The organism is Bradyrhizobium sp. DOA9 (genome assembly GCF_000617845.2).
Taxonomy (GTDB): domain Bacteria; phylum Pseudomonadota; class Alphaproteobacteria; order Rhizobiales; family Xanthobacteraceae; genus Bradyrhizobium.
In genome coordinates this window covers 5,198,063-5,212,740 of record NZ_DF820425.1, presented here as the reverse complement: position 1 = coordinate 5,212,740, position 14,678 = coordinate 5,198,063, and the positions used below count along the sequence as shown (strand labels likewise).

The 14,678-nt window shown below is 63.5% G+C and carries 14 protein-coding genes; 5 read left to right on the top strand and 9 right to left on the bottom strand.

Translation table 11 applies throughout. The features are described 5' to 3' along the window. The 9 genes from BDOA9_RS24400 to BDOA9_RS24360 all read right to left on the bottom strand — a co-directional run. Positions 1 to 734 (bottom strand): IS5 family transposase (locus tag BDOA9_RS24400; protein ID WP_025036588.1); only part of this gene is annotated, 734 nt, incomplete at its 3' end. Positions 735 to 1,116: 382 nt separating this feature from the next. Then, the gene (locus BDOA9_RS24395) at positions 1,117 to 1,647 is read right to left on the bottom strand and encodes a VOC family protein (protein WP_025036587.1); all 531 of its coding nucleotides are present in this window, start codon (positions 1,645 to 1,647) and stop codon (positions 1,117 to 1,119) included. Positions 1,648 to 1,750: 103 nt separating this feature from the next. Beyond that, positions 1,751 to 2,599 (bottom strand): alpha/beta fold hydrolase, encoded by an 849-nt coding sequence (locus BDOA9_RS24390; protein WP_025036586.1) that lies wholly within the window; start codon positions 2,597 to 2,599, stop codon positions 1,751 to 1,753. Between the two features lie 51 nt (positions 2,600 to 2,650). After that, on the bottom strand, positions 2,651 to 3,475 hold the full coding sequence (locus BDOA9_RS24385) for an oxidoreductase (protein ID WP_025036585.1): 825 nt from the start codon (positions 3,473 to 3,475) through the stop codon (positions 2,651 to 2,653). Positions 3,476 to 3,553: 78 nt separating this feature from the next. Beyond that, the gene (locus tag BDOA9_RS24380; protein WP_445291813.1) at positions 3,554 to 4,180 is read right to left on the bottom strand and encodes a TetR/AcrR family transcriptional regulator; all 627 of its coding nucleotides are present in this window, start codon (positions 4,178 to 4,180) and stop codon (positions 3,554 to 3,556) included. A gap of 453 nt (positions 4,181 to 4,633) precedes the next feature. Then, positions 4,634 to 5,659, bottom strand: coding sequence for an ABC transporter permease (locus BDOA9_RS24375; protein ID WP_025036583.1), 1,026 nt, complete (start codon positions 5,657 to 5,659; stop codon positions 4,634 to 4,636). An 11-nt stretch (positions 5,660 to 5,670) separates the two neighbouring features. Then, positions 5,671 to 7,173: a sugar ABC transporter ATP-binding protein gene (locus BDOA9_RS24370; RefSeq protein WP_025036582.1), complete on the bottom strand. Its 1,503-nt coding sequence runs from the start codon at positions 7,171 to 7,173 to the stop codon at positions 5,671 to 5,673. Positions 7,174 to 7,188: 15 nt separating this feature from the next. Beyond that, positions 7,189 to 8,208: a sugar ABC transporter substrate-binding protein gene (locus BDOA9_RS24365; protein ID WP_025036581.1), complete on the bottom strand. Its 1,020-nt coding sequence runs from the start codon at positions 8,206 to 8,208 to the stop codon at positions 7,189 to 7,191. A gap of 141 nt (positions 8,209 to 8,349) precedes the next feature. Continuing rightward, entirely contained in the window at positions 8,350 to 8,754 is a 405-nt protein-coding gene (locus BDOA9_RS24360) for a globin (protein WP_025036580.1), read from the bottom strand. 481 nt (positions 8,755 to 9,235) lie between these two features. Here BDOA9_RS24360 and BDOA9_RS24355 point away from each other — a divergent pair, with 481 nt between their 5' ends. From BDOA9_RS24355 to BDOA9_RS24335, 5 genes are all read left to right on the top strand, one after another. Further along, positions 9,236 to 9,610, top strand: coding sequence for a DUF2946 domain-containing protein (locus BDOA9_RS24355; RefSeq protein WP_025036579.1), 375 nt, complete (start codon positions 9,236 to 9,238; stop codon positions 9,608 to 9,610). 85 nt (positions 9,611 to 9,695) lie between these two features. Beyond that, complete coding sequence (locus BDOA9_RS24350; RefSeq protein ID WP_082847932.1) at positions 9,696 to 11,924, top strand: TonB-dependent receptor family protein; 2,229 nt, start codon at positions 9,696 to 9,698, stop codon at positions 11,922 to 11,924. A 55-nt stretch (positions 11,925 to 11,979) separates the two neighbouring features. After that, positions 11,980 to 12,513 (top strand): copper chaperone PCu(A)C, encoded by a 534-nt coding sequence (locus tag BDOA9_RS24345; RefSeq protein WP_025036577.1) that lies wholly within the window; start codon positions 11,980 to 11,982, stop codon positions 12,511 to 12,513. Between the two features lie 29 nt (positions 12,514 to 12,542). Then, positions 12,543 to 13,061, top strand: a complete 519-nt coding sequence (locus BDOA9_RS24340) for a YcnI family protein (RefSeq protein WP_025036576.1) — start codon at positions 12,543 to 12,545, stop codon at positions 13,059 to 13,061. Next, positions 13,061 to 14,623 (top strand): copper resistance CopC/CopD family protein, encoded by a 1,563-nt coding sequence (locus BDOA9_RS24335; protein WP_025036575.1) that lies wholly within the window; start codon positions 13,061 to 13,063, stop codon positions 14,621 to 14,623. Before BDOA9_RS24340 ends, BDOA9_RS24335 begins: the two co-directional genes overlap by 1 nt. The last annotated feature ends 55 nt before the right edge of the window (positions 14,624 to 14,678 follow it).

Below are 14,678 nucleotides of genomic sequence, written 5' to 3'. Positions count from 1 at the left end.
TCAGGCTTGTCATAGGCTTGGTCGGCATAGACCGCCTTCTCATCACCACAGACCAACTCGTCGGCGGGCACCGTGTCGTTGACCGCAGCGTCGGTCAGCTTGCTGCGGCGGACGATGGCCGAACTCTGATCCATGCCGATATGGGCTTTGTAGCCGAAGTACCGCTTGCCGCCCTTCTTGGTCCAGCGTGCATCTGGATCGCGCTTGCTGTTGACCAGCTTGCTCGGTTCACGGCCGTCCGGGCCGGGCGGCTGCGGGTCCTCTGGCGGCTTCGGCGGCTTTACTGCTGCCGAGATCAGGCTCGCATCGATCAATGTGCCCCGGCGCAGCACCAGCCCGCGTGCGTCGATCTGATGCAGGATCTCGGCGAACAGCTTCTCGTCCAGACCGGCTCGCTGCAAAGCCTCGCGGAATCGCCAGATCGTCGTGTGATCAGGCGTCTCGTCGCTCAGCACAAAGCCGCAGAAGGCGCGGAACGAGGCCCGGTCGTCGAGCGCTTCCTCCAGCGCCGGATCGGAAAGCCCATACCATTGCTGCAGCAGCAGCGCCTTGAACAGCACCAGTCGCGGATAGGGCGGAGGGCCGCGCTCCGGCTCCGGAAGACCATTCAGCACTCTCTCCACTGCCGCCCAGTCGACCAGTTCGCCAATCCGCTTCAGCACCGGGCTACCCTTCCCTCGCCGCGATACCAGCGCGTCCGCGAAGCTCGGTTGCCCAACCTCTCGATATGCCATCCGAATCCGCCTCCACCACAGGCCCTAGAGAATCGCAAATCCTCCTCTTGTGCAAAGCTCTCGCTTGCGGGAGAGGCGGACGCGCCCCGGGCGATGCGAAGCATCGTCCCGCGCGCGGCGGGTGAGGGCTCTCACCGCACTGGGACGTCCTCAGTTCATTTCGATAATCCCAGCGCGGAGACACCCTCTCCCCAACCCTCCCCCGCAAGCGGGGGAGGGAGCCCACTGCCGATGTCGCCGCATCGTGCACACCATTGCGATAGCTCTGCGCCAGCGCGGTCGACCCGTCACGGCAGCCGTCGCAGCTGCGCCTCGTCGCACCTTCCGACATCGTCAGCGGTCGCCGTGATTTAACGGACGCGGATCCTCTTTCGCGCCCTGCTCAGTCCTCGTCCTGCCATCTGCGCAGATCCGTCTGGTCATGATAGGCCATGCGGTCCGGCGTGGTGATGAATTCCATCGTCGTGCCCCACGGCATGCGGCAGTAGCAGACCTTGTTTCCAGGACCTTTCTCGGTTGCATAGGGAATGGCGCGCGGCGCGGTGAGGGGCGTGCCTCCCGCCTTCTCGAAGCGCGCGACCGACGCGTCGATGTCGTCGGTGTAGAGAGCGAAATGCGTGATGCCGAAGTCGCTGGCGCGGATCGGCTTGGCTTGCTCGGGACCGTGCATTTCGAAGAGTTCGATGTCGGGTCCGGTGCCGATCTTGACCATCGCCTGCGCACGCACGACCGTTCCGGGAAAAGCGCCGACGGCCCGCTCGAATTCGGGTCCCTGGCGCGGCGGATCCTGCGGTCCGAAGGACTGGTAGATCACCTGGCCGCCAAAAGCTTCCACCAGGAACGATTTTGCTGCTTCGATGTCGGGCACCGTGATGCCGATATGGTTGACGCCGCGAATGACGGGTGTGGTCATGACAGTCTCCTTTGCTGTTTATTCGATGCATCGCGATCGTCGCGGCGCAACTCGCCCGCAGCCTCGCGATCCGCCCGGCCCGCGACGGCGCGGGCGCCGAGTTTCAATTGGCCTTGAGGAACTCGATCAGGGCGGCTGCGACTTCATCCGGCCGCTCGTCCGCGACATAGTGGCTGCACCGCGCGATCGAGCCGCCCCTCACATTGGTGGCGAACTCCTTGAGCATCGGCACCATATGCGCACCGAACCGCTGGTCTCCACCCAGGCCAAGCACCGGCATCTCGAGCGGTTGCTTCTTGTACGCGAGCGCAATCGCATGATCGGCGGCGAGGGTGCGGTACCATTCCATGCCGCCACGCGTGCGGCCAGGAAGCGCCATCGCCTTGGCGTAGATCTCGATATCAGCGGGATTGAAGGTGCTGTGATCGTAGAACCGCTCCGCCATGAAGGTCGAAACATAGTCATACTCGCGGCCATGAATCAGGCGCTCCGGCAGGTCCCGGTTCATATGGAAGCCGAAGTGCCAGAGCCTTGCGGTCGTCGCCTCCCATCCGGTCCAGCCGGGAAGCGGAACGTCGAGGACGGCCAGGTGGGTAACGGCCTCCCGGTAGAGGGCGGCCTGCGGCAAGGCGACCATTCCGCCGATGTCGTGTCCGCACACGGCGTAGCGTTCATGCCCAAGGGCAACCATCACGTCATGCGCGTCGCGCGCCATCGTCGCCTTGTCATAGCCGTCGAGCGGGCAGTCGGAAAAGCCCGCGCCGCGCAGATCCATGGCCACCACGCTGAAATGCTCGGCCAGCAGCGGCATCACATCGTGCCATTCCCACCATGTTTCCGGCCAGCCGTGAAGCAGAAGGATCGGCGGGCCTGAGCCTCCCGTGACGGCGTTGATCTTGATGCCATTCACCGGCACCAGCTGCTGGGTAAAGCCCTCTAAAGTTGCGATCATGATCGCTTTCCGGTCAGATGTTGACGTTCAACCAAAGCTCGCGGCCAGCCCTCAGGGCTGGTCGAAATCAGTGGCGATCGTGATGTCGCGCCAGGCGTCGATATCGCTGCGGAAGGCAGCCAGCTTTCGCTCGGCGATCGCGTGCGCGATCGGGCCGAGCGGCAGATGAAGCGGGGCGTCATCGGCGTCGACTGCCTGCAGGATCACCGCGATCGCCTTGTCGGGATCGCCCGCCTGATTGCCGTTGTTGGTTTCGCGATAGTGCCTGCGCGAGCTCGCGGCGTATTCCGGCATCTCGTTGGCCGCCATCGTGATCGAACGGCCGAGGAAATCGGTGCGAAACGGCCCAGGCTCGACGATCAGCACCCGTATGCCGAACGGCTTCAGCTCGCCGGCGAGCGCTTCGGAGATCCCTTCCACCGCGAACTTGGCCGCGTTGTAATAACCTGCGCCGCCGCCGCCCGCGATGCCAGCGCCGGAGGACATGTTGACGATCGTTCCGCCCGAACGTCGCAGCACGGGCAGGGCGGCTCTGGTGGTTTCGATCAGGCCGAAGACGTTCACCTCGAACATCGGCCGATATTCTTCGGGCGTGCCTTCCTCGATCGCGCCGAACAGTCCGTAGCCCGCATTGTTCACGAGCACGTCAAACCCGCCAAAGCTCTCGACCGCCTTTGCGACCGCTGCCTTGGCAGCCGCCGCATCGGTCACGTCGAGTGGCAAGGCGATCATGCGGCCGCCGAAAGGCTCGGCCATTTCCTCGATCGTCTTGACATTGGGGGCCGTCGCGACGACCCGATCGCCGCGCTGTGCTGCAGCGAGCGCGAGCCGCTGGCCGAAGCCGCTTGAGCAGCCTGTGATGAGCCAAGTTTTCATTGTTTCTTCTCCGAGCTGTTTTAGGACGACGGCAAGCGAACCACGATAAATAGAAACCAATCGGTTCCAAATTGAGCTTTAGAGAACAGTCTCCACCAGGAGATCGATATTTTTCTGCATGTCGTCGCGACGTGATCCAACTTTTCCAACAACCCTCATGCCCTGGGCATGGGAAACGATAAAGTGCGCTATTACACGAGGGTCGCAACTATTCTTGATTTCGCCGGCAGCTTGCCCTTTCGCTACCGTGGCAGCGAACAGGTCTTGAAGCCTGGCGAAAAGACGCTTGATCTGGTCTGCGATGTCTGGATCCGCCGGCAACATCTCAGCGGCGGTCAATACAGCAAAACATCCGCGAACACCTTTGCTTCCAGAGGACAAATCCGCATACCGTATGAGAGCGTTGCGGATTGCCGCCTTCGGCGAAGGATCCGATCGAAGAACCTCCTGGACGTTCTGCACGCCGTCGTCGGTATAGAGTTTGAGCGCGCGCAGGAACACAGATTTCTTGTCGCCGAAGGCCTTGTAGAAGCTCCCCTTCGAAAGCTTCATTCCGGCAAGAAGGTCGGGCAACGATGCATCGTGATAGCCGCGATCCCAGAAGACCTGCATTGCGCGCCTTACCGCCTCGTCGAGATCGAACTCACGGGGGCGACCTACGGGGAGTTGAGAATTGGTAGCCATCATGCAGCCAATATAGACCAAGTGGTTCCGAAGTACAATAGGGAGATCTCTGGATTGCCTCGACTGCGACGGACATCGGCCGGCCGGAGAGCGCAACTGCCATGAAACGCCGGCGGGCGGCGCCAGCCACTGCGATTTTCGATTCTCGCGACTAGATGACGCTCGCTGACCGGGCGATACAGGTGATGCCGGATCGCGCTTATGCCGCCACGTCGTCATTGCGAGCGCAGGGAAGCAATCCAGAATCCCTCCGCGGAAGCAGTCCGGATTGCTTCGCTGCGCTCGCACTGACGGGGATGCACCGGCCCTTGAAAGCCCGCTGCCGATGATGACATCATACCCCTGTTTTGCCTGACGGAGCAAATCGAGTTCGTAAAATCCGCAATTTCACGACGCCCGCCGGCAAGTCATTGATTTCGCTGGCGCCGGCTACTGTGCATGGGGTTGTTTTCGCACTTTTGTTTTGCCGGCCGTCTACTCCGCCGCTTTCTCCCTCAAGCGCTGCGCATAGACGTTGATGACCAGCGCCGCGAGCAGGATCAGGCCGCGGATCAGGATCTTCAGGAAGCTGTCGATGTTGACGTGGTCGAGGCCGTTGTTCAGGACACCGAGAACAAAGAGCCCGACGATGGTGTTGCCGATGCCGCCGCGGCCGCCGAACAGGCTGGTGCCGCCGACCACGACGGCGGCGATGGAATCGAGCAGGTAGGTGTCGAACTCGTTCTGCTGCGCGCTGCCGAAATGGGCGACACCCAGCATGCCGCCGATCCCTGCGCACACCGCCGAGATCACCATCACCGCGCCGAGGATCAGCTTGACGTTAAGGCCCGAATATTCGGCCGCCTCGCGATTGCCGCCCACCATGTAAACGTAGCGGCCGAAGCGGGTGTAGGTCAGCACGAGATGGCCGCCGAGCAGCATGATGGCGGCGACGATGACGATCCAGGGGATGCCGCCGATCGAGCCGGAACCGAGCGTCGTGATCAGGCTCGGCACCTTGTAGGCGATCTGGCCGCGCACCAGCAGCGCCGAGATGCCGGCGGCGATCTGCATCATCGCAAGCGTCATGATGAAGGAGGGTATGCCGATCACGGTCAGCCCGAGCGCGTTGACGAGACCGAGCAGGGCGCAGAGCAGGAGCGACAGGATGATCGCGACGGCGCCGGGCAGGGGGATGTTGGCGATGTTGACGTAGGATTCCTGCAGCGTGAAGTAGGCGACCGCAATGCCGGTGACGTTGGCGATGCTGGCGATGGACAGGTCGATCTCGGCGCAGAGGATCACGAAGGTCAGGCCGACCGCGATGATGCCTGTTACCGAGACCTGCGTCAGGATGTTGCCGAGATTGTCGAGCGTCGCGAAGGAGGGGCTGGCGAAGGCGAAGAAGGCGGTGAGGAAGATCAGCGTCAGGAACGGGGCGATGTTGCGCATCTGCGAGCGCAGGAACGGCGCAAGGCCCCGCGCCCGCTGTCTCGTCGCCAAAGCCGTCTCGCTGCTCATGTGCTTCTCCGTCACGCCGCTTCCAGCAGGCGGTCCTTGCTGACCGGCTCGTTCTTGAATTCACGCACCAAGGCGCCGCGCTTGAGCACGAGGATGCGGTCGGCCAGCGACAGCACCGTTTCCGGCTCGGTCGACAGCACGATGATCGCGAGCCCCTTTGTCCTGAGGTCGCGGACGATGTTGATGACGTCGTTCTTGGCGCCGACATCCATGCCGCGGGTCGGCTCGCACAGCACCAGCAGCTTGGGCGGATAGGTTAGCCATTTCGCCAGCGCGACCTTCTGCTGGTTGCCGCCCGAGAGCATGCCGAGATCGAGGCCGACCACCGGGGGCCTGATCTGCAGCTGCTCGACCTGGCGCCTTGCGATGTCGCGCTCCTGAGCCGGCTTGAGCAGCAGCGAGGAGATGCGGTCGAGGATGCTGATCGAGATGTTCTTGTAGACCGGCTCCTGGTGAAACAGCATGTCGCGCCGGCTCTCCGGCACCAGCGCCACGCCGGCGCGCCGCGCCGCAGCCGTGCTGGCGAAGGTTTTCGGGACGCCTTCGACCGCAAGCGTGCCGCTGTCCGGCTTCAGCTTGCCGAACAGGATGCGCGACAGCTCCTGCTGGCCGCAGCCCATGAAGCCGTAGATGCCGAGCACTTCGCCGGCGCGGGCCTCGAACGAGACGTCCTGAAGGCTGCGGGACAGCGACAGCTGACTGGCCTTGAGAATGACCTTGCTGCCGCTCGGCTGCGGCAGCGTCAGGTCGTCGGTGTAGCTATGCTCGAGCGCCTCGCCGCCGCGGCCGATCATGGCCTCGATCAGCGCGCCCTTGCTGGTCGCGGCACTCGCCGTCTCCGCGACCTTCCGACCGTTGCGGAACACGGTCACCGTGTCGGACACCAGCAGGATGTCCTCGATGAAATGCGAGATGAAGACGATCGCGGTGCCTTGTTCGCGCAGCCGCCGGAGCGTTGTGAACAGGCGCTCGACCTCGGGCGGGGAGAGGGCGGAGGTCGGCTCGTCCAGAATGACGATGCGCGCGCCGGAGAACAGCACGCGCGCGATCTCGATCAGCTGCTGCAGCCCGATCGGGAGATCGCCGAGCCGCGCCATCGGGTCGACGTCGATGCCGAAGCGGGCGAGCTGCTCGCCGGCCTCGCGCGCCATCCGCCGCCATTGCACGAGGCCAAGTGCGTTGATCGGCTGATTGCCGAGAAAGACGTTCTCCGCGACCGTCAGGTCCGGAGCGACGCTGAGCTCCTGGTGCACCATGGCGATGCCGGCGGCGTGCGCATCGCGCGCCGAGCGAAAATGCATGTCCCGGCCGTCGACCAGGAAGCGGCCGGAGAATTCGGTGTGCACGCCGGCGATGATCTTCATCAGCGTGCTCTTGCCGGCGCCGTTCTCGCCGACGAGACCGTGGATCTCGCCGGGATATAGCGCGAAGTCGACACCACGAAGCGCTTCGACGCCGCCGAAGCTCTTCGTGATGCCCTGCAGTTCCAGGATGGGCTGTTGTCCCACGATCATGAAGGATCTGGAGGCTCAGATCAGGAAGTGATCCTGCATCCATTGCATCCCGGCCGCATTGGCCTTGGTCACGACCGGACCGTCGGTGACGACGTTCTTCGGGATGCCCTGTCCGCTCTTCTCGCCGCCGACCACGGCTGAAACGCCCGCGATGATGGCGCCGCCATGGATGCGGCAGGAGGGATTGCGCACCGTCGCGAACATGCGGCCTTCGCTGACCGCCTGGATCGCCGGCGGCATGGCATCGACCCCGCCGATCAGGATGTTGGTGCGATTGCGCGCCTTCATGATGTTGGCGGCAGCGAGCGCCATGTCGTCATTGTGGAAGAACGCCGCGTCGATCTGCGGGTATTTTGTCAGATAGGTCTCCCAGAGACGTGCGGTCTTCGACACATCCCAATCGGCGGGCTGGGTGTCGAGCACCTCGATGCCGGGGAATTGCTTGACGACCGAGTTGAAGCCCTTCGCCCGCCCTTGCGCGCCGGTATGGCCGAGCGCGCCCTGCGTCATGATGATCTTGCCCTTGCCGCCCATGGCGTTGCACAGCGCCTGCGTCACCGAAGCGCCCATGAACTCGTTGTCGGGCGCGAGGAAGGAATGGACGTTGATCTGATCGAGCGGGGCAATCAGCGTGTCCATGTCGATCACGGGCGTGCCGGCGTCGATCATCTTCTGCACCGGCTGCGTGAGGGTGCCGATGCCGAAGGCCTGGATCGCGACGAAGTCCCATTTCTGCGAGGCCATGTTGTCGATCGCCGCACGCTGCTTCACCGCGTCGAGCTGGCCATCGAACCAGGTCACTTCGACATTGAACAGCTTGCCCCAGAATTCCGCCGCCTGCTTGCCCTGTGCGCACCAGGTGGCCTGGAGGCCGGCATTGGAGAAGGCCGCCTTCAGCGGCTTCTCGCTGCGCCCGACTGCGGCCAGTGCGGGGTTTATGCCCATGCTGCCGAGGATGGCAGCTCCGGCGCCGGCGGTCGCCGCCGCCTGAAGAAGATCGCGCCTCGTCGTCGAGAAATCTTTCGTCCCGGACATCGCTCGCTCCCATATATTTGTCGTCGGCGCGTCTTTGGTTGCGCTACCGATGTCCGAAAGTCTCTCACAAGAGTTGTTCGCACTCAATCTGCAATCAGCCGCAGCGTCGTCGCGGCCGGCGCGTTGGTGCAGCGCAAAGCGTCAGGTGGGCGTGGCGGCGAATGCATCGATCTCGGCGAGCAGTGTCTCCCAGGCTCGCGCGATCTCCGGCGTCCAGTCGTCGCCGGCGAGATCGCGGAGCGTATCCCTGATGACTGCGAAGAACGCGATGAACAGCTCGCGCGGCGTGCCATAGGCATCGTGCGAGGCGAGCTCGCAGGCAATCAGCCGGAAATGCCCGCGGCGTTCGCCGGCGAAGTCGAGAATCGCCTCGATCGTCAGCGCCAGCATCGATCCCTTCACGAGGTCACCGCCTTTCGAGCGGAACATCGCCTGTGTTTCCGGATGCCGATCGAACAGGCGTTGGTAGACGAGGGGCGTGAGATCGGCGCAGCGCGAGGCGGCGCGTTCAAAGCTGTCTTCGATGAGATGAGAGACCGCGTTCATCGACAGTTCAGCCGCGCGGGCAAAAAAAGAGCGGGGCCCTGGCCCCGCTCAAAAATTGTGTCGACCCTATTATCCCCGATCTTAAGATTTGATCTTGATTGACGGGGCGACGCTGCGTTTTGCGCGCCAGGGGCTCCTCCCGAGACTTGGACCACCAGGCCTCGACCTCGCGGTCAGCGCCTGAGCAAGAGGGATGCTAGATCAACTTTTCTCACTTGTCATCATTTTCGGCAACGAATGTTCAAAATAACAGCAGCTGACGAAATGATCGGGCTTTGACCTACTTAAATGTATGACAAACATAAGAAATTTGTGGATGGCCGAGGCAGGCTTCCCTGCCTCAGATACCGGCCCAGGCGGGGGTGGGGCGTTCCGGCCACAGCTTTCGCGCGGTTTGCGCTGGACCTAGCGGGGTGCGGAACTGGCCTCGACTCAGCCGTGCCCGAGTGTTTAGTTAGCAGGCGAACGAATGGTTCGGCGGATGCGCGCACGGCTGCAAAGATTTCTGCCCATAGTCCTGCTCGCCCTGGTGATGCAGGTGCTGGCGCCGATCGCCGCCTGTCTCGCGGCCGGCCAGGCCGTGGCCGATCCGTTCTCTGCAGGCGCCATCTGCCACAGCCCGAGTGAGCAGGGCGGCCCGGTCGACGAGACCGGGACACCGGCTGCAAAAGCCGGCGCATGTGCGCTTTGCTGCCTCGCCCACGCTGACGCCTTGCTTGACGCGTCGCCCCATGCGGCGCTCTCAACTCTCGTCCGCCCCATCGCCCGCGTCGTCTGGCATGTGGCGAACGCGCCCGTCCTCGCCGCCGACGACGGTTCGATCGCCCAGGCGCGCGCACCGCCTCGCATTTCCTGATCCGCGAAACTTTCAGCTCCGAGCCGGCTTCGGCCGTGCCGGAATCGCAATGCGCCGGCTCTGTGCCGGCATCAGGAATGACCTCATGCCTCGTTCAGGCTTCTTTCGACTGCTTTCCGCGCCCGGAATTCTGCTTGCCTCAGCTTCTGCCCTTGTTGTGCCGTCCGATGCTATTGCGGAGGAAAGCAGGCGCGAGCTTCCTCCCGTCACGGTCGACGCGCCGCGGGAGAAACGGGCCTCACCAGCCCGCACACAGCGAACGGCCGCGCGATCAACGCGAGCCCGCGCGCCTGCAATTGCGCCCGCGCAATCGACGGCAGCTTCCGAAGGGGCTTCCGTCCCTGGTGCCCTGACGGTTCTCACCGCCCAGCAGGCGCTGAGCGAAATCAACCAGACGCCGGGCGGCGTAGCACTGGTCACAGCGGAGGCTTACCGGAATTCGACTCCCGCCAGCACGATCAAGGATGTCCTGGACTACGTGCCCGGCGTGTTTGCGCAGCCGAAATGGGGCGACGACACCCGGCTTTCGATCCGCGGATCCGGCCTGTCGCGCAATTTCCACCTGCGTGGCGTGCAGCTCTACATGGACGGCATCCCGATCAACACGGCGGACGGCTACGGCGATTTCCAGGAGATCGACCCGACCGCCTACAAATATGTCGAAGTGTACAAGGGCGCGAATGCGCTGCAGTTCGGAGCCAATTCGCTGGGAGGCGCCGTCAACTTCGTGACGCCGTCGGGACGCGACCGGTTCCCCAATGGCGTCTCGTTCGACGTGGGATCCTTCGGCTTCAGGCGACTGCAGGCCAATGCAGGGGGCGCCAACGGGCCGTGGGATGGTTTCATCACCGCATCGACGCAGGCCACGGACGGCTTCCGCGATCACAGCTTCGGCTCGGGCAACCGCGTGAGCGGCAATGTTGGCTACCAGTTCTCGCCGGATTTCGAGACGCGATTCTATCTCAATGCCAACGAGGTGCGGCAACGCATTCCAGGAACCGTCACCAAGGCGTCCGCCTTGACCAATCCGGAGGCCGCGGCTCCGGCGAACGTTGCCCTGGACCAGCAGCGCAACATCGACACGGTCAGGCTGGCAAACAAGACGACGATCCGATTCGACGACACCAGGTTCGAGTTCGGCGCCTTCGGCGTCGACCGGCACCTCATGCATCCGATCTTCCAGTGGCTCGATTATCGCTACAAGGATTACGGTGGCTTCGCGAAGGTGACGGACGACCGCATCATCGGCGGTTACCGCAACCGGCTGGTCGCGGGCGTCAACCTGTTGAATGGCAGCATCGACAACCGGCAATTCGCCAACATCGGCGGTCAGAAAGGTGCACTGCTGTCATCCGCGATAGACCGCTCCAAAAATACGTCGATCTACGTCGAGGATAGTTTCTACTTGCTTCCGAATGTCGCGGCGATTGCCGGCACGCAATTCCTCCACGCCAGCCGCGACAGGCACGTGCGCGTATTTGGCAATGGCATTCAGCCAGGATCGACCGAGTTCAATCTCTGGTCACCGAAGACCGGTCTGCTCTGGGACATCGATCCGACCTGGCAGGCTTTCGCTAACATCTCGCGCAGTGCCGAAGTTCCGAGCTTTGGCGAAAGCTCCAACGGAGGCGGCGGGACGCCGGTCATCGACTTCACCAGAGTTCGCCCGCAGATCGCCACGACGTACGAGATCGGAACGCGGATGAAGCGGCCCGATTACGCCTGGGAAATCACCGCCTACCGCGCCAACATCCGCGACGAACTGCAATGCCTGTTCGGAACCAGCGCCGCCGCCGGGACCGGGACTTGCAATGTCGCCAACCTCGACCGCACCATTCACCAGGGCATCGAAGCGGGCGCGGGTGCGGCAATTGTCCGTGGCATTTTCGACAACGGTCCGACGCCGGATAAGCTTTGGCTGAATGTCGCCTACACGCTCAACGATTTCCGTTTCGACAACGATCCAAACTACCGCAACAACGTGCTGCCGGGAGCCCCGCGCCACTATCTCCGCGGCGAGCTGCTGTACAAGAACCCGATCGGATTCTATTTCGGACCTAATGTCGAATGGGTGCCGCAAGCCTACTTCGTCGACAATGCGAACACGCTGAAGACCGAGCCCTACGCGCTGCTGGGCCTCAAGGCCGGATTCGACGATGGCGGCCCGTTTTCGGCCTATATCGAAGGACGAAACCTCACCAACAAGACCTATATCGCCAGCGCCAGCATCATCAATCAGGCAACGCCGAACTCGGCGCTGTTCGAACCCGGCAGCGGACGGGCGGTCTACACTGGAATGAGGTATCGATGGTAAGCCGACCTCCCGTCAAAAACGCATGCAAACACTCCAATCACGTTGAGGGACTCACATGAACAGGATCAAGCCAGCATTTCTCGCCATCGCACTGCTGCTGGGCAGCAGTGCGGTCGCCCTGGCCGACGATATCAAGGCCGGCGATCTCGTCATCTCGCAGGCCTGGAGCCGGGCGACGCCGGGCGGCGCCAAGGTCGCCGGCGGGTATCTGACCATCGAAAACAAGGGTAGCGCCGCCGACAGGCTGGTCAGCGTGTCCGCCGATATCGCAGGCAAAGCCGAGATTCACGAAATGGCGATGGACAATGGCGTGATGAAGATGCGCGCGCTCGACAAGGGACTGGCGATCGATCCCGGCAAGACCGTGAAGCTCGCCCCCGGGGGTAACCATTTGATGCTTCAGGAGCTCAAGGGGCCGTTCAAGCAGGGCGACAAGGTGCCGGTGACGCTTCAGTTCGAGAAGGCCGGTAAGGTGGCGGTCTCCCTCGACGTTCAGGGCGTCGGCGCGCAGGCACCGGGCGATGGCGGGCACTCGGGTCATATGGACATGAAGAAAATGCCGGATCATTCGGGAATGAAGATGAAATGAGACTGTTCTGGACTCTCGGGAGACCGAATATGTCGAAGCGATCCTGTCTGATCCTGATAGCCGCGCTCGCCGCATCGCCGGTGGCGGCGCATGTCTCGCTCGAGACCAAGCAAGCCACAATCGGCGCGTCCTACAAGGCGGTCTTCACCGTGCCGCATGGCTGCGCGGGCTCGCCGACGGTGAAGCTCCGCGTGCAGATTCCGGAAGGGGTGATCGCGGTGAAGCCGATGCCGAAGGCCGGCTGGACCGTCGACGTCGTCGAGGGCAAATATGCCGGGGAATACGACTATCACGGCAACAAGCTCTCGTCCGGCGTCAAGGAGGTGGCGTGGTCCGGCGGCAAACTGCCGGACAAGAACTATGACGAGTTCATCATGCTCACGGTGCTGACCGACAAGCTCAAGCCGAACACGACTCTGTACTTCCCCGTAATTCAGGAATGTGAGACCGGCGTCAGCCGCTGGATCGAGATCCCGACCGACGGGGCAGGGCATTCGCATGAGGGCAAGTCGCCGGCGCCTGGCGTGAAGCTCCTGCCGAAACCCTGATGCGCCTCCTCGCCGCGCTCGCGACGCTGCTGTTCGCTGCGGGCTTTGCGAGCGGCGCGCTCGCGCATGCGGCGCTGGTCTCGGTCGAGCCGGCGAGCGGCAGCACGCTCGCGGCCGCGCCGCAGGCGGTGGTGCTGCGGTTCAGCGAGCCGGTGACGCCTGGCGCGATCCGGCTGATCGACGGGGCAGGCAGGGCGCGGGACGATCCGCCTGTCAGGGCGTCGGGCGAGACGATTTCCATGGCGATGCCGGCGGATATGCCTGAGGGGACCGCGGTCGTCAGCTATCGCGTGATCTCGCAGGATGGGCATCCGGTCGTGGGATCGGTGATGTTTTCGATCGGTATACAGTCGGAGACGAAGCTGCCCGTGAGTCCGGGCAACTGGTTGGGCGCGCTGATCTGGCTAACGCGCGTTGGCCTCTATCTCGGGCTGTTCGTTGGCGTCGGCGGTGTGTTGTTCGCGCGTTGGATATCGCGGTCTCAGACTGGGATGACCGTGCCGCGCGCGGCGCTCGTGGTCGGCCTTCCGAGCGCGGTGGTGTCCTTCGGTGCGCTGGGTCTTGATCTGCTCGGACTGCCACTGGCGGGGCTCGCGACTGCCGCGCCTTGGAAGGTCGCGTTCGCGACCAGTGCCGGCCGCGCATTTCTTGTTGCCGCCGCCGCGATGCTGTTCGCTGGCCTGGCGCTGCGCAGCACGTGGTATTCGCGAGCTCTTGCGATGATGGCGGTGGTCGGTGTGGGCTCGTCGCTCGCCCTGAGCGGGCACGCCGCAACGGCGCCGCCTCAGATGATGATGCGACCGGCGATGTTTCTTCACGGCCTGTGCGTTGCGCTGTGGATCGGCGCTCTCGCTCCGCTCGCGGCTTTGCTGTCGAAGCCGACGGCATCAACACTTGCGGTCGTGAACCGCTTTTCGGCCATCGCCATGCCGGCCATCGGCGTGCTGGCGTTGACGGGTCTGGCCCTTGCCATCGTTCAGGTCGAAAAGGCTTCGGCGTTGGTCGAGACCCGCTACGGCCTCATTCTCTCGATCAAGCTCGCGCTGGTCCTCATGCTGCTCGCACTTGCGGCGCTCAACCGCTTCCGTCTCACTCCGGCACTCGCACGTGATCGCGGAGCCGAGGCCATTCTCAAGCGCTCGATCCTCCTCGAATGCGTGATCGCCCTCGCCATCTTTGCCGTCGTCGCCGGCTGGCGCTTCACGCCGCCGCCGCGAACGATTGTTCCGGAGACGCCTTTGGCGATCCACATCCACAGCGACAAGGCGATGTTCCAGGTGTTGGTGTCTCCTGGAAAGGTCGGCAAGGACGATTTCGTGCTCCAGCTCATGACCGGCGAGGGGACGCCGCTGGCGGCCAAAGAGGTGACATTGACCCTCAGCTCGCCCGGGCGCGGCATCGAGCCGATGGCACGGGGCGCCTTGCTCGGGCCGGATGGCTACTGGCACGTACGCGAGGTCGAGTTGCCCTTCGCCGGCCGCTGGCGCGTCGGGATCGAGGCGCTTGTGAGCGATTTCGAGAAGATCACGCTTGCGGATGAACTCGAGGTGCCGCCGCCTTAGGCTCGTCGGCTTTGAAGAGCACGCTGCGCCTCGAGTCAAACCTGAAGGCAACGGA